Raw genomic sequence first — 17724 nt, 5'->3', positions numbered from 1 at the left:
CAACCCACCGGTAGGGGCCACGGTCCCGATCAGCGCAGCGGTTCGGGCAGCGGCTTCGCGTGCAGCACCGACAGGCGGGAGACGGCCCGGGTGAGCACGACGTACAGCCGGTGCAGCCCGCGTGGCTCGGCCGCCGCGATGTCGGCCGGCTCGGCGACGATGACGTGGTCGTACTCCAGACCCTTGACCAGGGTGGCGGGCATCACGGTGACGCGCGCCCCGCCGGCCGGGTCGTCGGCGGTCGCGGTCTCGAACCCCGCCGAGGTCAGCGCCGTCCGCAGTCGATCCACCGCGTCGTCCGCGGCGATCACCGCGATGGAGCCCTCGTGTGCCAGCGCCGCCCGCACCTCGGCCACCGTCGCCCCGCAGAGATCGGTGACGGTACGCAGCTCCAGCGCGCCGTCGGCGCGCAGCGACTCGGCCGGTGGTACGTCCACCGCGAGCGCCGGGAGCAGTCGGTTGGCGAAGTCGAGCACGTCCGCCGGCACCCGGAAGCCGACCGTCAACGGCACCACCGTGGCGTCCGGCTTACCGAGGTGACGCAGGGTCTCCCGCCAGTCGGTGGCGGCCCACGGCGCAGTGGCCTGGGCGAGGTCGCCGAGGAGGGTGAGCGAGCCGTGTTCGTTGCGCCGGGCGATCATCCGGCACTGCATCGGGGAGAGGTCCTGCGCCTCGTCCACCACGATGTGCCCGAAGCCGCTCGGGCGCTCGATCAGCCCGGCCGCCTCGTCGATCAGGACGGCGTCGGCGGCCGTCCACCGGGTCGCCTTCGGGGTCCGCCCCGACCGGGCGAGCAGGGCCTGCTCGTCGGGGGTGAGCAGGCCTTCGGCGGCCTGCGCGAGGCGGCCGGGGTCGGCGTACAGCGTGTGCAGCAGGCCCTCCGGGGTGAGCGCCGGCCAGACCGCGTCCAGGAACGCGGTGACCGGCTTCGACCTGGCCATCCGGCGCAGCCAGGACTCGCTCGGCGACTCCGCCCGGCGCGCCTCGGCCTGCCGTTGCAGCAGCCCGACCGCCCGGGCACGGACCCGCTCCCGACCGACGGCGTACGGCAGGCGCTCCGCACGGGTCTCCTGGACCAGGCGGTGCAACGGCTCCAGCCCGATTCGCCAGCGGAACGAGCCGTCGGAGACGACGATCGGCTCGGCCGGCTCTGCGACGTACGCGTCCACCGCTCGGCGCAACACCTCGGCCATCCGCGCGCCGTGCTTGAGCGTGGCCACGACCGGCGGGTCCACCGCCCGTACCGGCACCCGATCGGCCAGTTCATCCACGGTGGCCTGGTCGACCTCCACCTCGCCGAGCGCCGGCAGCACCGCCGCGATGTATCCGAGGAACGCCCGGTTCGGCCCGACGACCAGCACCTTCGATCGCCGTAGCCGTTCCCGGTGCAGGTAGAGCAGGTACGCCGCGCGGTGCAGCCCGACGGCGGTCTTTCCGGTGCCCGGCGCACCCTGCACGCAGATCGAGTCGGACAGGTCGGCCCGGACCAGTTCGTCCTGCTCGGGCTGGATGGTGGCGACGATGTCGCGCATCGGCCCGACGCGGGGGCGCTCGATCTCGGCGGTGAGGATCCGGCTGGCCGTGCCGAGCTCCTCGCCCCGGTCCAGGTGTTCGTCCTCGAAGCTGGTCAGCACCCCGTTGCCGAAACCGAACCGGCGGCGTACCGCCAGGCCCTGCGGGTCGCGGGCGCTGGCCCGGTAGAACGATCGGGAGACCGGGGCACGCCAGTCCAGCACCAGCGGTTCGCCCTGCTCGTCGGTGACGTGCCGGCGGCCGACGTGGTAGCGGCGCCCGGCGTGCTCGGCGTCGGCGGCCCCGAAGTCGAGCCGACCGAAGAAGAGCGGTGTACGCGGGTCGTCGGCGAGTTCGGCCACCCGCCGGGCGAGGTGTCGGCCGAGCTGCTCGGCGGTGTACGCGTCCCCGGCGACCTTGTCGCCGGTGGCGAAGAGCGACTCGGCGCGTTCCCGCATCCGGTGCAGCGCCGCCCGGGAGCGGGACAGGTGCGCCCGTTCGGCGGCCAGTTCGTCGGCGAGCGCCGGTGCGGCGGGCGGGCTCTCACGGGCGTGCAGGCTCATCCACGGACTCCTTGACACGGGAGAAAGGCTGCCGCTCGCGTTTCCGACGCGTGGGTCGGCGCGGGACGTCCGCTGCGGTGCTTGTCACCGCGGCCGTCGGGCGGAACGGAAAGCCTACGCCCCGCCAGCCGGGCGGCAACCGGTTTTCGCTGGTCGGGGATCATGGTGGTCATGACGGAGGCGCACCCCGAGCCGCCCCGGGTGACGATCAGCGACCCGCAGACACTGCGGGCGATCGCCCACCCGGCCCGGCTCGCGATCATGGAACATCTGGGCTCGACCGAGGGGGCGGTGACCGCCACCGAGTGTGCCGAGGTGGTGGGTCTGTCGCCGAGCGCGACCAGCTACCACCTGCGGGCGCTGGCCCGGTTCGGGCTGGTGGAGGAGGCGCCGAGCCGGGGGGACGCCCGGGAACGGCTGTGGCGCAGCACGGTCCAGTCCTGGTCCGTGGACGCCGGCCGGAACGCCGACCCGTCGGTACGCGACGCCGAGCAGGCGGTGGTGGAGGTCGTCCTCGCGCGCGAGTTGGAGCGCAGCCGCGACTGGCTGCGCCGGGCGCCGCAGGAGTCGGAGGAGTGGTACCGCAACGGGATCCTCAACGAATCGCTGTTGCTGCTCACCTCGCAGGAGCTGGCTGAGTTGAACAAGGCGGTGCTGGCCCTGCTGCGGCCGTATCGCCGGCGGACCCGGACGGATCCACCGGCGGGTGCCCGTCGGGTGGCCATCCAGTACAAGGCGCTGCCGCTGGACTGAGGGCTTGCGTACGACAGATGTGAAGCATTATTTTCGAAGTATGTCTTTCGCATCTGCCCCGTCGCGCTGGGCGGACGTCGGCCTCGCCACCGCAGGCCGAGGGATCGCCACCTGCGGAGACTTCCTCGCCGCCACCACCCTGACGCTGGCCCTCCAGTCCTCCGGGGCAGGCGGTCGCGCGGTCGCCGGCGTGCTGCTGGCGGCGACCCTGCCGCTGGTGGTGCTCGCCCCGCTGACCGGGCGGCTGGCCGATCGGGTGGACAGCCGGACGCTGCTGATCGGCGCCGGTCTGGCCCAGTCGGTGATCTGCCTCGGCCTGGCGTACGCCGGCCATCCGCTGCTGGTCATCTGCCTGGTCGCGCTGCTCGCCTGTGGCCTGGCGGTCACCCAGCCGGTGCTCTCCGCCCTGGTGCCGTCGATGGTGCGCCCCGCCGACCTGCCGAAGGCCACCGCACTCAACCAGACCGCCGGCCTGCTCGGCGTGCTGGCCGGCCCGGCCCTGGCCGGCTTCCTGGTGGGCGGGTTCGGTACCCGGGTGCCGCTACAGATCGGCGCGGTCAGCTACCTCGCGCTCGTCCTCGCCGGAGTGCTGATCCGTACCCGCCGAGGCGGCACGCGGCGCACGGCGGCGTCGGTCTCCGGTGGCACCGCACCGGCAACCGGGCACGCCGCACCGGCAACCGAGCACGCCGCAACGGCGGCGAACTGGCGGTTGCGGCGGGATCCGCTGCTGCTCGCGATGGTGGCTACCCTGGCGGGCGTGATCGCGGCGATCGGCGCGATCAACGTCATCGAGGTCTTCTACGTACGGGAGACCCTCGGTGCCTCGGCCTCCGTCTACGGCCTGGTGACCGGGGCCTGGACACTCGGGGTGCTCTGCGGCGCCTGGATCTTCGCCCGGTTGGCCCGGCGGTTCACCGACGACGGCGCCCTGGTTCAGTGCGGCCTGCTCCTGCTCGCCGGCTGCTGCCTGATGGTGCTGGTCTCGGTGACCGTGCCCGTGGCGCTGCTGCTGGTGCCGATCTGGCTCGTCGGTGGCCTCTGCAACGGCGGTGACAACGTCTTCAACAACGTGGTGCTGGCCCGTCGGGTGCCGGAGGCGGCGCGCGGCCGGGCCTTCGCCGCGATGGGAGCCGCCGTGCAGGGCGCGGCGATGGTCGGCTACCTGATCGGCGGCCTCATGCTGGAGGTGACCGAGCCGCGCCCACTGATCGTCGGCTGCGGCGTCGCCGGGCTGCTGGTGCTGGCCGTCTTCGTCCGGCCCGTCCGGCGGGCGGTCCGGGCCGAGCGCGCCCGTTGCCCGCAGGCGGACACGACCACGGGCCCGGCGGGAGCGTCGGGTGCGGGGTTCGCCACTTCCGCAGCGGCCCGCTGAGCAGGTCACCGGCGGCGGGGATACGGTCAGGGACATGGTCGAGAGCGTCGCCCGCCCCCGGGTCGGGCACATCCAGTTCCTCAACTGCCTGCCGATCTACTGGGGGCTGATGCGCTCCGGCGCGCTGCTCGACGTCGACCTGCACAAGGACTCGCCGGACCGGCTCAGCGCCCAACTCGTCGCCGGTGACCTGGACATCGGGCCGATCTCCCACGTCGAGTACCTGCGGCACGCCGACGAGCTGCTGCTCCTGCCCGACCTGGCGGTCGGTAGCGACGGGCCGGTGCTGTCGGTCAACCTGGTGAGCACCCGGCCGCTGGCCGACCTCGACGGCGCCCGCGTCGCGCTGGGCTCCACCTCGCGGACCGGGGTGCTCCTCGCCCAGCTGCTGCTGCGCGAGCGGTACGGAGTCCGTCCCGAGTACTTCCGTTGCCCGCCCGACCTGACCCAGATGCTGCTGGAGGCCGACGCCGGTGTCCTGATCGGCGACGTGGCCCTGCGGGCCCACTACGAGGCGCCGCAGCTTGGGCTGGAGGTGACCGACCTGGGGCAGGCCTGGCGGGAGTGGACCGGCCTGCCGATGGTCTTCGCCGTCTGGGCGGTACGCCGCGACTTCGCCGCCGCCCACCCCGGACTGGTCAAGGAGGTGCACGAGGCGTTCCTGCGCTCGCGCGACCTGTGCCTGGCCGAGCTGGATCAGGTCGCCGAGTCGGCGGCCCGGTGGGAGCCGTTCGACGCGGCCACCCTGGCCGAGTACTTCCGGGCCCTGGACTTCTCGCTCGGTGACCGGCAGGTCGCGGGCCTACGCGAGTTCGCTCGTCGCGCCGCCGCCCTCAACGAGGTCCCCGCGCTGCCCGCCGACGGACCGCACTTCTTCACCCGCTGACCCCCGTCAGGGGGCGGTGGTGAGGAGGGCTTCGGTGATCTTCTGGCAGTTGTCCATGCCGTACTCGTAGCCCTTGTTGATGGGGTACTGGAGCATCACGCCCATCGTCCAGGTGTCACCGATCGCCAGGCAGTTGACGTGCATCTCCTGCTCACGCGTGCGGTCGACCCAGCCGTTCTTGATGGCGATCTTCTTCGCCTCGGCGGCGGGGAACGCCTTGCGGATGCCGAAGTCACCCGCGCCGCGTACCTGGCGCATCTCGTTGAGCAGCCACTTGGTCCACTTCGGGCCGGCGGCGGTACCGTCGGCGATGCAGTTGCCCAGCCGGGCGGTGTCGCGCGGCGACAGCTCGGTGCGGCTCCACCCGCGATCGCTGGCGACCTTGCTGTCGGTCAGCTCGCAGGTCGACAGCAGGCGCTCGATCGAGTTGGTCCGGCCGATCTGGGTGTAGAGCTGCTCCGTGCGGGTGTTGTCGCTGTCCCGGATGATCCTGGTCAGGTCGCCCAGCTTCGCGTCGCTCGGCGTCTGTCCGGCGTCAGCGGTACGGCGCAGGTAGTCCGCGACGATCCAGGACTTGATCAGGGACGCGGTGGTGCTGGTCTCGGCCATCTCCTCCGAGCCGATGATCTCGCCTGAGCGGCGGTCCAGCACGCTCCACCCGTACCAGCCGTCGATGTCCAGGTCGAGCTCCTTGGCCTCGAACGGCAGCGGCTCGGGCTCGGGTGACGGGCTCGGCGACGGCGAGGTCCGTGCGCTGCGGTCGGTGAGCGCGTCGCCGCGCGCCGCCGGCGACTCTCCGCGACCCCACTGGGCGGCGGCGGTGGACTCGAAGGGCGAACCGGGCAGCAGGCGCAGCGACACCAGGACCAGCCCGATCAGCACGGCCGCGACGGCCACGAGTCGCAGTGGCGATGTCTCACCCCGTCGATCGCGACGGCCCCGGCTGGCCATCAGAGCTTTCCGATCGGCTGCTGCGGCACCTTGAGTGCGCCGCCGGGCTGCGGGGTCACCAGTTGGGCGGCGACGCTGGCGCAGACGTCGGAGCCATAGTCGAGACCGCTGCTCTGCGGGTAGCGCAGCATCACCGCGAGGCTCCACTTCTCTGTGACGGCAAGGCAGTTGACGTGCCAGTTGCCGTCGTAGTTGAGGGGGGTCCAGCCGTTCTTGATGCTGACCGGGCCCTGGCTGGTGATCGATTCGGGGAGGCCGTCGACGATGCCCCACTTACCGCCGCCCGAGCGGAGTTTCTGGTCCTTGGCGGCGGTGCTGCCGCGAACCTTGCTCATCTCGGCCAGCACCCACTCGGTCCACTTCGGGCCGGCGGCGGTGCCGTCGGCGATGCAGTCGCCGAGCCGCACGGCGTCGCGCGGGGACATCCGGGTGAAGCTCCACCAGCCCTCGTAACCCTTGACGTTGCCCCGCTTGGTGTCGGTGAGGTCGCACATGCTGATCGCCCGCTTGACCACCGGACCGGGCTGACCGCCGGCCGGCACCGCGTACGACCCACCGGCGGCCCGGTAGACCCGGTTCGCCGCGTCGTCGTCGCTGTCCCGGATGGCCAGGCTGGCCGCCTTTTTCATCGCCGCGGGCGGCTCCTTGTCGCCGAGCCGGCGCAGGTAGTCGGCGACGAACCACACCTTGAGCATCGACTCGGTCGAGCTGGTGGCGGCCATGTTCTTGGCGCCGGAGATCTCACCGGACTCCCGGTCCAGCAGGGCCCACGAGAAGAACTCGCCCTTGAAGTTCACCGAGACCTTGCCGGCGGCGAGGGTCGGCGGCGGGGGCGGGGCGGGCGTGGGCGCGGCCACGCTCTCCTGGGCGGCGTTCGCCTCGCCCGGAGAGAGCCGGGCGTACGCGGCCGGCACCAGCATGACGCCGCCGAGTAGCACCGCCGTGACGGCGAGCACCATGATCACGCGAGATCGCATGAGCGGGTGAACTCCAGATGTCGGGGCCGGGGGGACCGGCTTGTTGCCAGGACTGACCGTTGCGGATCGCCCGGTGCCGGGGGAAGTGGCCCTGTGAGCTGGCGATCGTTGTCGACCGATCGGTGTGACGGGGGAAGTCTACGTGCGGATCGGCGTGATGCCAGGACCCGACACTGGGCAACACGCGGTGAAGGCGGGACAACAAACCGCTATGTGGTCGTTGCGAGGATTTGTCCGTGATTTGTGACCCAACTCATAGGTACCGGCGTTACGAATGGAGGTCGGCGCGTAACGCTGGGGAATCTCGGATTTGTGTGACACCCTCTGGCTTCCTTAAGGCATAGCTGTAACACTTACTGCATGTATGGCAATGACTTCCCGGGCGAGGACCCGCCCGGCGGCCTGCTCGGCGAGGTCGAGGCAGCAGAGGCGGCGCTGCGCGCCGCTGCTCAGCAGGACCGTGACGCGGCCGGGCCGGGCACGGACCTGGCCGCGTACTTCGCGCAGGTCGTCGACGCCGACCAGAAGATCGAGCCGCGCGACTGGATGCCGGAGGCGTACCGGCGGACGTTGATCCGGCAGATCGCCCAGCACGCGCATTCCGAGATCATCGGCATGCAGCCGGAGGGCAACTGGATCAGCCGCGCCCCGTCGCTCAAGCGCAAGGCGATCCTGCTGGCCAAGGTGCAGGACGAGGCCGGCCACGGCCTCTATCTCTACGCCGCCGCCGAGACCCTCGGCATCAGCCGGGACGAGCTGGTCGACCTGCTGCTCGACGGCCGGCAGAAGTACAGCTCGATCTTCAACTACCCCACCCTGAGCTGGGCCGACGTGGGTGCGATCGGCTGGCTGGTGGACGGCGCCGCGATCGTCAACCAGGTGCCGCTGTGCCGCTGCTCCTACGGCCCGTACGCCCGCGCCATGATCCGGGTCTGCAAGGAGGAGTCGTTCCACCAGCGCCAGGGCTACGAGATCCTGCACGTCCTGGCGCACGGCACCCCGGCGCAGCGGGCGATGGCCCAGGACGCGGTGGACCGCTGGTGGTACCCGTCGTTGGCCATGTTCGGCCCGCCGGACGGCGACTCGACGCACTCCGCCCAGTCCATGGCCTGGAAGATCAAGCGATTCTCCAACGACGAGCTGCGCCAGCGCTTCGTGGACATGTGCGTCGGCCAGGCCGAGGTGCTCGGGCTGGCCATCCCCGACCCGGGCCTGCGCTGGAACGACGAACGCCAGGCGTACGACTTCACCCAGCCCGACTACGCCGAGTTGATGCGGGTGATCTCCGGCGACGGCCCGTGCAACCGGGAGCGGATCGCGCACCGGCGTCGCGCCCACGCCGAGGGTGCCTGGGTGCGGGAGGCCGCCGCGGCCTATGCGGCGAAGCAGCGGAACAAGAAGAAGGAAATGGTGGCGGCGTGAGCGAGCGTGGCGAGCGAACCGACCGGCTCGGCGCGGAGGGTCCGGCACCGCTCTGGGAGGTCTTCGTGCGGGCCCGGCGCGGTCTGGCGCACACCCACGTCGGCAGCCTGCACGCGCCCGACGCGGAGCTGGCCCTGCACAACGCCCGGGACCTCTACACCCGCCGCCAGGAGGGAGTGTCGATCTGGGTGGTGCCGGCCAGCGCGATAACCGCCTCCAGCCCGGACGAGAAGGACGCCTTCTTCGACCCGGCCGCCGACAAGGTCTACCGCCACCCCACGTTCTACGAGGTGCCAGAAGGGGCGGCCCACCTGTGAGCGCGAGGAGTGAGCCGGGTTTGCGAGCCCCGCAGTCGCGAACGGAGGCGACCCTGTGAACGGTCCCTTCGCCTTCACCCTCGCCCTCGGCGACGACGCGCTGATCGCGGCGCAGCGGCTGGCCGAGTGGACCACCCGCGCGCCGGAGATGGAGGAGGACATCGCGCTGGCCAACATCGCCCTGGACCAGCTCGGCGCGGCCCGGCTCCTGCTGTCGTACGCGGGCGAGCTGGAGGGCGCCGGCCGGGACGAGGACGCGTTGGCCTACCTGCGCGAGGACCGGGAGTTCCGCAACTGCCTACTGGTCGAGCTGCCGAACGGCGACTTCGCGGTGACCATGGCGAAGCTGCTCGTGCTGTCGGCGTACCAGCTGCCGCTCTACACCGCGCTGGCCGGCTGCCCGGACGAGCGGCTGGCCGCGATCGGCGCGAAGGCACGCAAGGAGTCCGCGTACCACCTGGACCACGCCACGCTCTGGGTCAAGCGGCTGGGCGACGGAACGGAGGAGTCGCACCGGCGGATGCAGTCCGGCATCGACCAGGTCTGGCCGTACGCCCACGAGCTGTTCGCCGCGCGGCCGGACACACCGGTCGACCCGGCCACCCTGCGGGCCGAATTCGACGCCGCCGTCGGCGCCGTGCTCGCCGAGGCGACGATCGCCGTGCCGGACTCCGGCTGGGCGCCGGCCGGTGGTCGCGACGGGGTACACACCGAACACCTGTCGTACCTGCTCGCGGAGATGCAGGTGCTGCACCGTGCCCACCCCGGGGCGCACTGGTGAGCCCCGCAGCCGGGTGGTGGCTCCGGTGACCGGGGCACGGGAGGCGGTGGCGGCGGTGGTGGACCCGGAGATCCGGGTGGTCACCATCGACGACCTCGGCGTCCTACGGTCGGTGCAGGAGGATCCGGGCACCGGCCGGGTGGTGGTGACCATCACCCCCACCTACACGGGCTGTCCGGCGATGGACGTCATCCGGGCCGACATCCGCCGCGCGCTGGCCGCCGCCGGTCACCCGGATGCCGAGGTGCGCACCGTGCACAGCCCGGCGTGGAGCACCGACTGGATCAGCGACGCCGGGCGGGCCAAGCTGGCCGCCGCCGGCATCGCCCCACCGGCCCCCGTCCGGCGCGACGGGGTCGTAGCGCTGGCCCTGGCCGTTCGCTGCCCTCGCTGCGGTTCGCCGGAGACCGAGCAGATCAGTCGGTTCGGCTCGACCGCCTGCAAGGCGCTGTGGCGCTGCCGCGCCTGCGCCGAACCCTTCGACCATGTGAAGGCACTGTGACTGTCACCATCACCCGCCCGGTCCGCCGCCGGCCGGTGTTCCACCCGCTGCCCGTCATCGCCGTGGACCGGCTCACCGCCGACGCCGTCGTGATCACCTTCGCGGTGCCCGAGGAGCTGCGCGCGACCTTCGCCTTCCGCGCCGGCCAGCACCTCACAGTCCGGCTGCCGGCCACCCGCACCGCCACGAGCACCGGTACCCACTCCGCTGGCGCCGCCGCCGGCACCGACGGCGAGGACGTTCGCCGGTCGTACTCCATCTGCTCCACGCCCGACGAGCTGGACCGGCACGGGCGCTTGCGGATCGGGGTGCGGGAGATCCCCGGCGGCGCCTTCTCCAGCTACGCCTGCGGGGCGCTGCGGCACGGCGACACCGTCGAGGTGCTGCCGCCGTTGGGGCATTTCAGCACGGCGTTCGCGCCGGACCGGGTGCGCCGTTACGGCGCGGTCGTGGCCGGCTCCGGCATCACCCCGGTGCTGTCGCTGGTCGCCACCGCCCTGGCCGTCGAGGCGGCCAGCACTTTCACCCTGGTGTACGGCAACCGTACGGCCAACAGCGTGATGTTCGCCGAGGAGCTGGCCGATCTGAAGGACCGCTATCCGACCCGGCTGCACCTGGTGCATGTGCTCTCCCGGGAGCAGGGCGAATCGCCGCTGCTCTCCGGCCGGATCGACGCGGAGCGGCTGGGGCGGCTGCTGGACACCATCGTGCCCGGCGACGCGATCTCCGAGTGGTTCCTCTGTGGCCCGTACGGGCTGGTGGTCGACGCCCGAGCGGTGCTCACCGAACGGGGCGTGCCGGACTCGGCGGTGCACGCCGAGCTTTTCCACGTCGACGCACCGCCCGAGCCGGTACGCCGTACCGGCGAGTCAGCCGGTGGCACGGACGTGACGATCATGCTCGACGGACGCTCGTCGAACTTCAGCATGCGCCGGGACGAGCGGGTGCTGGACGCCGCGTTGAAAATCCGCAGTGAGCTGCCGTACGCCTGCAAGGGTGGGGTCTGCTCGACCTGCCGGGCGAAGGTGGTCTCCGGCGAGGTGACGATGGCCCGCAACTACGCGCTGGAACCCGACGAGGTGGCCGCTGGCTACGTGCTGACCTGCCAGTCCAGTCCGACCACCGATACCCTCACCATCGATTACGACGCGTGACGTGTAGAACATTTCGTTCTACACTCGTCGGGTGGAGCAGATCGCAGTGCGGGAGCTGAACCAGCACACGAGCAAGGTGTTGGCGCGGGTGCGGGCCGGCGAGACGGTCGAGGTGACCGATCGAGGTCAACCGATCGCTCGTCTGGTGCCGGTGGTGGCGGGCGACGTCTTGCTGGGACGGCTGGTGGCAGAGGGGCGGGCAACCGCTCCGGCTTCCGCCGGGCCCCTACCTCTGCCCCCCGTTTTCGGTGACCCCACGGTCGACGTGGCAGCGGCGCTTGTCGCGTCACGGGACGAGGAACGCTGGTGATCTACCTCGATTCGGCGGCCGTCATCAAGCTGCTCCGCCGAGAGCAGCAGACCGAGGAGCTTGTCAGCTGGCTCAACGGCCACAGCTCGGCCTCGCTTGTTTCGTCGGTGCTGGCCGAGGTGGAAGTGCCACGGGCGCTACGCCGCGCCGCGCCGCAGGCGTTGGTGGGGGTGCCCACCGTGCTGTCGCGGCTGTACCGGATCGAGATCGACGGCGGCATCCGGGCGGCCGCCGGCGCCTACCCGGAACCGTTGCTGCGCAGCCTCGACGCCATCCACCTGGCAACGGCAGAGATCCTGGCCCACCAGGCGGGTGCCGACTTTGTCGCCTTCGTGACGTACGACCGTCGACTGCTGGACGCGGCCAAGGGTGTGGGGCTTCCGGTGGCAAGTCCCGGAGCCAGCTGAGCGCTTCCGCTCGAAGTGCACCGACGGGGGATGGATCACAGGTCAGGTGCGCCCCGCAGAGCTGGGCGGCAGGTCGGCGTACGCTCGGGGGCGTGATGGTTAGCCGGGAGATCGACGACATCCTGCAGCGCGGCGCGGACGGCGGGCGGATCACGCCCGAGGAGGCGCTGCTGCTCTACACGGAGGCGCCCTTCCACGCCCTCGGCGAGGCGGCCGATGCGGTGCGCCGGCGGCGATACCCGGACAACATCGTCACGTACCTGATCGACCGCAACATCAACTACACCAACGTCTGCGTGACGGCGTGCAAGTTCTGTGCCTTCTACCGTGCGCCCAAGCACAAGGAAGGGTGGACCCACCCGACCGAGGAGATCCTGCGTCGCTGCGGCGAGGCGGTCGAGCTGGGCGCCACCCAGGTCATGCTCCAGGGCGGCCACCACCCTGACTACGGGGTGGAGTACTACGAGGAGCTGTTCTCCTCGGTCAAGAAGGCGTACCCGCAGCTCGCCATCCACTCGATCGGGCCGAGCGAGATCCTGCACATGGCCAAGGTCTCCGGGGTGAGCCTGGACGAGGCGATCGCCCGGATCAAGGCCGCCGGCCTGGACTCGATCGCCGGTGCCGGCGCCGAGATGCTGCCGGAACGCCCACGCAGGGCGATCGCGCCGCTGAAGGAGTCGGGCGAGCGCTGGCTGGAGGTCATGGAGCTGGCCCACCGGCAGGGTGTCGAGTCGACCGCGACCATGATGATGGGCACCGGCGAGACTGCCGCCGAGCGGATCGAGCACCTGCGGATGATCCGCGACGTGCAGGACCGCACCCGCGGCTTCCGGGCCTTCATCCCGTGGACGTACCAGCCGGAGAACAACCACCTCAAGGGCCGCACCCAGGCGACGACCCTGGAGTACCTGCGGCTGGTGGCGGTGGCCCGGCTGTTCTTCGAGACCGTGCCGCACCTGCAGGCGTCCTGGCTGACCACCGGCAAGGACGTCGGCCAGTTGGCGCTGCACATGGGGGTCGACGATCTCGGCTCGATCATGCTGGAGGAGAACGTCATCTCCTCCGCCGGTGCCCGGCACCGCTCCAACCTGCACGAGCTGATCGGGATGATCCGCTCCGCCGACCGGATCCCCGCCCAGCGGGACACGCTCTACCACCGGCTGGCCGTGCACACCACGCCGGCCGACGACCCCAGCGACGACCGGGTCGTCTCACACTTCTCCTCGATCGCGCTGCCCGGCGGCGGCGCCGGCCGTTCGCTGCCGCTGGTCGAAGCGACCTGACCGACGCACACTCGATCGGTCACGGTCCGCCTCAGCGTTCTGACGCTGCGTGGACGACGTGTCCTGATCGGTTGTCAGCCGAACGGCTGGCGTGGATCATCCTTCTGGCTCGAAGCCTGGGAACACCTCGGCCGGCTGATGAGGCGTGGTCAGGCAGCAAGGCCCATCAATCCGGACAATCCTTAAGTGGCCATTAGCTGAGCAGCTTGTGACAGGTGTGTTCCGGGGTGGCGTGGGTGATCGTTGAGGCGCTAACGTCCCCGCCCGTACGTTTCCTTTCACCCCACGGGGAGACACCTTCATGATTTTCCGTAACCGGGCTGCCGCGTATCTGGGTGCTGGCGCTGCCGGCATCCTCGCGGCGGGCGCCTTCGCCGCGCCGGCTCTGGCGGACGACACCGCCGACCTCGCCATCAAGGCGACCGGCACCACGATCGCGGTCGGTGCGCCGGGCAAGGACGCCAGCATCTCGCTGCTGAACAAGAGCGCCGTCGACGCCCAGAACGTGCTCGTCGCCCTCGACATCAGCGACCTGAAGACCGCTCTCGTCGACATCGACGAGAGCGGCTGCAACCCGCGCGAGGACGGCTGGATCCTCTGTGGCATCGAGGGTGACACCATCCGCGCCGGCGAGGACGTCGATTGGTTCTTCCCGCTGACCCGCAAGGGCACGGAGGTCGGCCCGGCCGGCTCCATCACCGCGATGATCCTGCACGGCGGCACCGACCCGGACGAGTCCAACAACCTCGTCACCGTCGACGTCAAGGTCGAGGGCACCGGGCCGGACCTGACCGTCGTCGCCGACGACGTCCGCAAGGCCGTCAAGGTGGACGGTGGCACGATCACCGAGGCCGGCGACCTGTACGCGGGCAACACCGGCCAGCTCATCTACGGCGCCTTCAACCAGGGTGACCAGGCCGCCAGCGGTCTCCGTATCGAGGTGCAGCTGCCCAAGGGCGCCACCTTCGCGGAGAAGGAGCCGGACTGCACCTACAACGACGCGATGACCTCCCTGACCTGCGAGTACAAGAAGGCCGTCCTCATCCCGGCCGCGCAGGACAAGGACGGTGACGACCTCTACTCCGGTGCCCGCTTCTACAACCTGGTCAAGGTCGCTGACGGTGTGAAGCCGAGCAGCCTGACCGGTGGCGAGGTGACCATCCACTCGCTGGCGGTCGAGCCGGAGACCGTCGGCACCGCACAGGCCAACTCGGCCCTGCCGAAGAACGTCGAGGGCCTCTCGGCCGTCGACGTCGACCCGAGCGACAACACCGACGACTTCGCGGTGGTCGTGGCCGCCAAGGACGGCTCCGGTGGCGGTGGCGGTGGCCTGCCGGTCACCGGTGTGCAGGCCGGCCTGATCGGTGGCGTCGGCGTGGGTGTGCTGGCCGCTGGTGTGGCCATGTTCCTGGTCTCCCGCCGTCGCCGGGTGGTCCTGGTGACCCCGGGCGACGAGAAGACGAACGCCTGACGTTCGTTCTCCATCGGCCCGCGCGGGCCGTTCATATAACGCAAGGCAGTGCGGGCGGGATGGGCAACCATCCCGCCCGCACTGTGTGGGTGACCCTGGCCGGGCGGTCGAGGGCCGGGCTGGCAGAGTGGAGGGGTGAGCCGTACCCCGCAGGGCCAGCGCGCCAGCCTGGACAAGCAGCCGCACGAGGTCGCCGCGATGTTCGACGGCGTCGCAGCGCGCTACGACCTGACCAACACCGTCCTCTCCTTCGGGCAGGACCGGTACTGGCGACGCGCCACCCGGGCCGCCCTCGACCTGCGTCCGGGGGACCGGGTGCTCGACGTGGGTGCGGGCACCGGTGTCTCCACCGAGGAACTCGCCCACTCCGGGGCGTACGCGGTCGGCGCCGACCTGTCCCTGGGCATGCTGTCCGCCGGCAAGCGCAGCCGCCCTCGGGTGCCGCTGCTGGCCGGGGACGCGCTGCGGCTGCCGTTCGCCGACGGCAGCTTCGACGCGGTGACCATCTCCTTCGCGTTGCGCAACGTCAACGACACCGACGCGGCGCTGCGCGAACTGGCCCGGGTGACCCGGCCGGGCGGCCGGCTGGTGGTCTGCGAGTTCAGCACCCCGGTCAACCCGGCCTTCCGCACCGTCTACCTGTCGTACCTGATGCGGTCACTGCCGGCGGTGGCGCGGACGGTCTCCAGCAACCCGGACGCGTATGTCTACCTTGCCGAGTCGATTCGCGCCTGGCCGGATCAGCCGGCGCTGGCGGCGCGGGTGGGGTCGGCCGGTTGGGGCCGCGTGGCGTGGCGCAACCTGACCGGCGGGGTGGTGGCCCTGCATCGGGCCATCCGGGAGTGACCTCCGCAATTTAGGAGAATTAGACCGGTTTGGTCCGCTTTCTGCCTTAGGCTGTCCGGCATGACGGATCCGAACGATGTGGCCATCGGCGACGCCGCAGAGCTGGTCGAACAGCTCCGGCACCTGGCCGGTGCGGATCCTGCCGACGTACGCCAGGTGGTGTCCGAGGTGCTCGCGGCCCTGGACCGGGCCGCCGGTGGGGCGTTGCGCGAGCAGTTGCCGGAGACCATCCGGGCCAGCCTGGACAGCGCCGGCCCGGTACGTCGCTGAGCGCCGACTCGGAGCGATGTTCGGCCGAGGTGTTAACAAGGGGCCCCTGCTCTACCTGAGGCGTTAACAGGGGGCCCTTCCTTCCTCCTGGGCAGGTTAGGTCGCCCTAACAAGGCGAGCGTATGCCGTCGGTCCTAGACTCGTCCCGGCTGGCTTGTGAAGCATTTCACGAGCGCGACGGGGAGGAGGCTCGGATGGCCGCGGTGGAGAACGACGCCGACGTGATCGTCGTGGGTGCCGGTCCCGGTGGGTCGGCGACCGCGTACCACCTGGCCCGGCACGGCGTACGCGTGCTGCTGCTGGAGAAGACCGAGTTCCCCCGGGAGAAGGTCTGCGGCGACGGGCTGACTCCGCGCGCGGTTCGCCAGCTGATCCGGATGGGTGTCGACACCTCGCCGGAGGCCGGCTGGCTGCACAACCGTGGCCTGCGGGTGATCGGTGGCGGCGTCCGGCTTGAGCTGGACTGGCCCGACCTCGCCAGCTTCCCCAACTACGGCCTGGTCCGCACCCGGCTCGACTTCGACGACCTGCTCGCCCAGCGGGCCGTGGCCGCCGGCGCCAAGCTTCGCACCAGCGTCAACGTCATCGGTCCGGTGCTCGACGCCGACGGCCGGGTGATCGGCGTGCAGGCCGAGGACGGCCCGGACAAGGCCCCCGCCTCCTTCCACGCCCCGCTGGTGGTGGCCGCGGACGGCGTCTCCGGCCGCTTCCCACTCTCCCTCGGGCTGGCCAAGCGGGAGGACCGCCCGATCGGCGTGGCGGTGCGGCGTTACTACCGCTCCCCGGCCCGGCACGACGACAACTACCTGGAGTCCTGGCTGGAACTGCGGGCCAAGGACACCAACGCGCTGCTGCCCGGGTACGGCTGGATCTTCGGCCTCGGTGACGGCCGGGTGAACGTCGGGCTCGGCATCCTCAACTCTTCCTCGGCCTTCGGGAAGACCAACTACCGGCGGCTGCTGACCGACTGGCTGGCCAACACCCCACCGGAGTGGGGGATGACCGACGAGACCAACGCCGAGGGATCGATCCTCGGCGCGGCGCTGCCGATGGGGTTCAACCGGGTACCGCACTACACCCGGGGGGTCATGCTGGTCGGCGACTCCGGCGGCATGGTCAACCCGTTCAACGGCGAGGGCATCGCGTACGCGATGGAGTCCGGCGAACTGGCCGCGGAGGTCGCGGTCCAGGCGCTGGCCCGGCCGGCCGGTGTCGAGCGGGAGCGGGCGCTGATGGCGTATCCGCAGGAGTTGAAGGCCCGGTTCGGCGGCTACTACCGGCTCGGTGGGGTTTTCGTGAAGCTGATCGGCCGGCCGGAGATCATGCGCGTGGCGACGAAGCACGGCATGCCCCATCCGACCCTGATGCGCTTCGTGCTCAAACTGCTCGCCAACCTCACCGACCCGCGTGGCGGTGACGCGATGGACCGGGTGATCAATGCGATGACCCGGGTCGCGCCCGCCGTTTAGGGGCGTGGGCACGGTTAGGTCCACCCCCGCCGACGGTCGCCGGGTGGGATGTGAATAGTGTGAATTTTGCCAACGAACGAGGGCAGGGAAGGACGAGCAGGAGAAGAAGATGTCGCTCTCGCCTTACGTACCCATCATCGGGCTGTTCGCCCTCGCCGCGGCCTTCGCGCTTTTCTCGATAGCCGCCGCCCGGTTCGCCGGGCCCCGTCGCTACAACAGGGCCAAGCTCGAAGCCTATGAATGTGGGATCGAGCCCAGCCCGCAGCCGATCGGTGGAACGCGGTTCCCGATCAAGTTCTACCTGACCGCGATGCTCTTCATCGTCTTCGACGTGGAAATGATCTTCCTTTACCCGTGGGCGGTCTCCTTCGACATCCTGCCGGTCTTCGGGTTCGTGGCCATGTTGGTGTTCATCGGTGCCGTCTTCGTCGCGTACGCCTACGAGTGGCGGCGCGGCGGCCTGGACTGGGACTGA

19 protein-coding genes are annotated in these 17724 nt (G+C 70.9%); 16 read left to right on the top strand and 3 right to left on the bottom strand.

Features of this window, described 5'->3' with window-relative positions; translation table 11 throughout:
• Positions 1-29: 29 nt before the first annotated feature.
• Positions 30-2075: a HelD family protein gene (locus tag BMY89_RS17585; protein WP_092381075.1), complete on the bottom strand. Its 2046-nt coding sequence runs from the start codon at positions 2073-2075 to the stop codon at positions 30-32.
• A 171-nt stretch (positions 2076-2246) separates the two neighbouring features.
• On the opposite strand from BMY89_RS17585, the gene BMY89_RS17580 reads away from it, so the two are divergent.
• Genes BMY89_RS17580 through BMY89_RS17570 form a run of 3 tightly spaced genes read left to right on the top strand, consistent with a single transcriptional unit; the run spans position 2247 to position 5089 of the window.
• Complete coding sequence (locus tag BMY89_RS17580) at positions 2247-2828, top strand: helix-turn-helix domain-containing protein (protein ID WP_092381216.1); 582 nt, start codon at positions 2247-2249, stop codon at positions 2826-2828.
• A gap of 40 nt (positions 2829-2868) precedes the next feature.
• The gene (locus BMY89_RS17575) at positions 2869-4203 is read left to right on the top strand and encodes an MFS transporter (RefSeq protein WP_092381074.1); all 1335 of its coding nucleotides are present in this window, start codon (positions 2869-2871) and stop codon (positions 4201-4203) included.
• Positions 4204-4237: 34 nt separating this feature from the next.
• A complete protein-coding gene (locus BMY89_RS17570) occupies positions 4238-5089 on the top strand; it encodes a menaquinone biosynthetic enzyme MqnA/MqnD family protein (protein ID WP_092381073.1) in 852 nt (283 codons plus the stop codon).
• Between the two features lie 6 nt (positions 5090-5095).
• Here the strand turns inward: BMY89_RS17570 and BMY89_RS17565 are convergent, their stop codons facing one another.
• Positions 5096-6040, bottom strand: a complete 945-nt coding sequence (locus BMY89_RS17565; protein ID WP_092381072.1) for a serine hydrolase — start codon at positions 6038-6040, stop codon at positions 5096-5098.
• The gene (locus BMY89_RS17560) at positions 6040-7017 is read right to left on the bottom strand and encodes a hypothetical protein (protein WP_092381071.1); all 978 of its coding nucleotides are present in this window, start codon (positions 7015-7017) and stop codon (positions 6040-6042) included. The genes BMY89_RS17565 and BMY89_RS17560 overlap by 1 nt, the downstream gene beginning before the upstream one ends.
• Positions 7018-7377: 360 nt before the next feature.
• Between BMY89_RS17560 and paaA the strand changes: the two genes are divergently transcribed.
• The 13 genes from paaA to BMY89_RS17495 all read left to right on the top strand — a co-directional run bounded on the left by paaA (position 7378) and on the right by BMY89_RS17495 (position 17724).
• Complete coding sequence (gene paaA, locus BMY89_RS17555; protein ID WP_092381070.1) at positions 7378-8439, top strand: 1,2-phenylacetyl-CoA epoxidase subunit PaaA; 1062 nt, start codon at positions 7378-7380, stop codon at positions 8437-8439.
• Entirely contained in the window at positions 8436-8756 is a 321-nt protein-coding gene (paaB, locus tag BMY89_RS17550) for a 1,2-phenylacetyl-CoA epoxidase subunit PaaB (RefSeq protein WP_092381069.1), read from the top strand. The genes paaA and paaB overlap by 4 nt, the downstream gene beginning before the upstream one ends.
• 55 nt (positions 8757-8811) lie before the next feature.
• A complete protein-coding gene (gene paaC / locus BMY89_RS17545) occupies positions 8812-9537 on the top strand; it encodes a 1,2-phenylacetyl-CoA epoxidase subunit PaaC (RefSeq protein ID WP_092381068.1) in 726 nt (241 codons plus the stop codon).
• A 25-nt stretch (positions 9538-9562) separates the two neighbouring features.
• Complete coding sequence (gene paaD, locus BMY89_RS17540; protein WP_092381215.1) at positions 9563-10039, top strand: 1,2-phenylacetyl-CoA epoxidase subunit PaaD; 477 nt, start codon at positions 9563-9565, stop codon at positions 10037-10039.
• Positions 10036-11193: a 1,2-phenylacetyl-CoA epoxidase subunit PaaE gene (gene paaE / locus BMY89_RS17535; RefSeq protein ID WP_092381067.1), complete on the top strand. Its 1158-nt coding sequence runs from the start codon at positions 10036-10038 to the stop codon at positions 11191-11193. Before paaD ends, paaE begins: the two co-directional genes overlap by 4 nt.
• A 31-nt stretch (positions 11194-11224) precedes the next feature.
• Positions 11225-11503 carry a type II toxin-antitoxin system Phd/YefM family antitoxin gene (locus tag BMY89_RS17530; protein ID WP_092381066.1) on the top strand — a complete coding sequence of 93 codons (279 nt, stop codon included), beginning with the start codon at positions 11225-11227 and terminating at the stop codon, positions 11501-11503.
• Complete coding sequence (locus BMY89_RS17525; protein WP_092381065.1) at positions 11500-11910, top strand: type II toxin-antitoxin system VapC family toxin; 411 nt, start codon at positions 11500-11502, stop codon at positions 11908-11910. The genes BMY89_RS17530 and BMY89_RS17525 overlap by 4 nt, the downstream gene beginning before the upstream one ends.
• A gap of 92 nt (positions 11911-12002) precedes the next feature.
• Positions 12003-13193 (top strand): cyclic dehypoxanthinyl futalosine synthase, encoded by a 1191-nt coding sequence (gene mqnC / locus BMY89_RS17520; RefSeq protein WP_092381064.1) that lies wholly within the window; start codon positions 12003-12005, stop codon positions 13191-13193.
• Between the two features lie 301 nt (positions 13194-13494).
• Positions 13495-14664, top strand: coding sequence for a hypothetical protein (locus BMY89_RS17515; protein ID WP_092381063.1), 1170 nt, complete (start codon positions 13495-13497; stop codon positions 14662-14664).
• 135 nt (positions 14665-14799) lie between these two features.
• Positions 14800-15510, top strand: coding sequence for a demethylmenaquinone methyltransferase (locus tag BMY89_RS17510; protein WP_092381062.1), 711 nt, complete (start codon positions 14800-14802; stop codon positions 15508-15510).
• Positions 15511-15570: 60 nt separating this feature from the next.
• Positions 15571-15780, top strand: a complete 210-nt coding sequence (locus tag BMY89_RS17505; RefSeq protein WP_092381061.1) for a DUF2267 domain-containing protein — start codon at positions 15571-15573, stop codon at positions 15778-15780.
• A 194-nt stretch (positions 15781-15974) separates the two neighbouring features.
• The gene (locus BMY89_RS17500) at positions 15975-17249 is read left to right on the top strand and encodes a geranylgeranyl reductase family protein (protein WP_092381060.1); all 1275 of its coding nucleotides are present in this window, start codon (positions 15975-15977) and stop codon (positions 17247-17249) included.
• 109 nt (positions 17250-17358) lie between these two features.
• Positions 17359-17724, top strand: a complete 366-nt coding sequence (locus BMY89_RS17495; protein WP_092381059.1) for an NADH-quinone oxidoreductase subunit A — start codon at positions 17359-17361, stop codon at positions 17722-17724.

Origin of the sequence: Micromonospora phaseoli (assembly GCF_900109115.1) — a bacterium.
Classification (GTDB): Bacteria; Actinomycetota; Actinomycetes; order Mycobacteriales; family Micromonosporaceae; genus Micromonospora; species Micromonospora phaseoli.
This window is presented reverse-complemented; position numbering and strand designations above follow the sequence as displayed.

Coding starts and splice junctions, on each gene's coding strand:
- BMY89_RS17570 (WP_092381073.1), top strand. CDS start 4,238: ATGGTCGAGAGCGTCGCCCGCCCCCGGGTCGGGCACATCCAGTTCCTC.
- BMY89_RS17575 (WP_092381074.1), top strand. CDS start 2,869: ATGTCTTTCGCATCTGCCCCGTCGCGCTGGGCGGACGTCGGCCTCGCC.
- BMY89_RS17585 (WP_092381075.1), bottom strand. CDS start 2,075: ATGAGCCTGCACGCCCGTGAGAGCCCGCCCGCCGCACCGGCGCTCGCC.
- BMY89_RS17505 (WP_092381061.1), top strand. CDS start 15,571: ATGACGGATCCGAACGATGTGGCCATCGGCGACGCCGCAGAGCTGGTC.
- BMY89_RS17560 (WP_092381071.1), bottom strand. CDS start 7,017: ATGCGATCTCGCGTGATCATGGTGCTCGCCGTCACGGCGGTGCTACTC.
- BMY89_RS17580 (WP_092381216.1), top strand. CDS start 2,247: ATGACGGAGGCGCACCCCGAGCCGCCCCGGGTGACGATCAGCGACCCG.
- BMY89_RS17565 (WP_092381072.1), bottom strand. CDS start 6,040: ATGGCCAGCCGGGGCCGTCGCGATCGACGGGGTGAGACATCGCCACTG.
- BMY89_RS17515 (WP_092381063.1), top strand. CDS start 13,495: ATGATTTTCCGTAACCGGGCTGCCGCGTATCTGGGTGCTGGCGCTGCC.
- BMY89_RS17495 (WP_092381059.1), top strand. CDS start 17,359: ATGTCGCTCTCGCCTTACGTACCCATCATCGGGCTGTTCGCCCTCGCC.
- BMY89_RS17500 (WP_092381060.1), top strand. CDS start 15,975: ATGGCCGCGGTGGAGAACGACGCCGACGTGATCGTCGTGGGTGCCGGT.
- paaA (WP_092381070.1), top strand. CDS start 7,378: ATGTATGGCAATGACTTCCCGGGCGAGGACCCGCCCGGCGGCCTGCTC.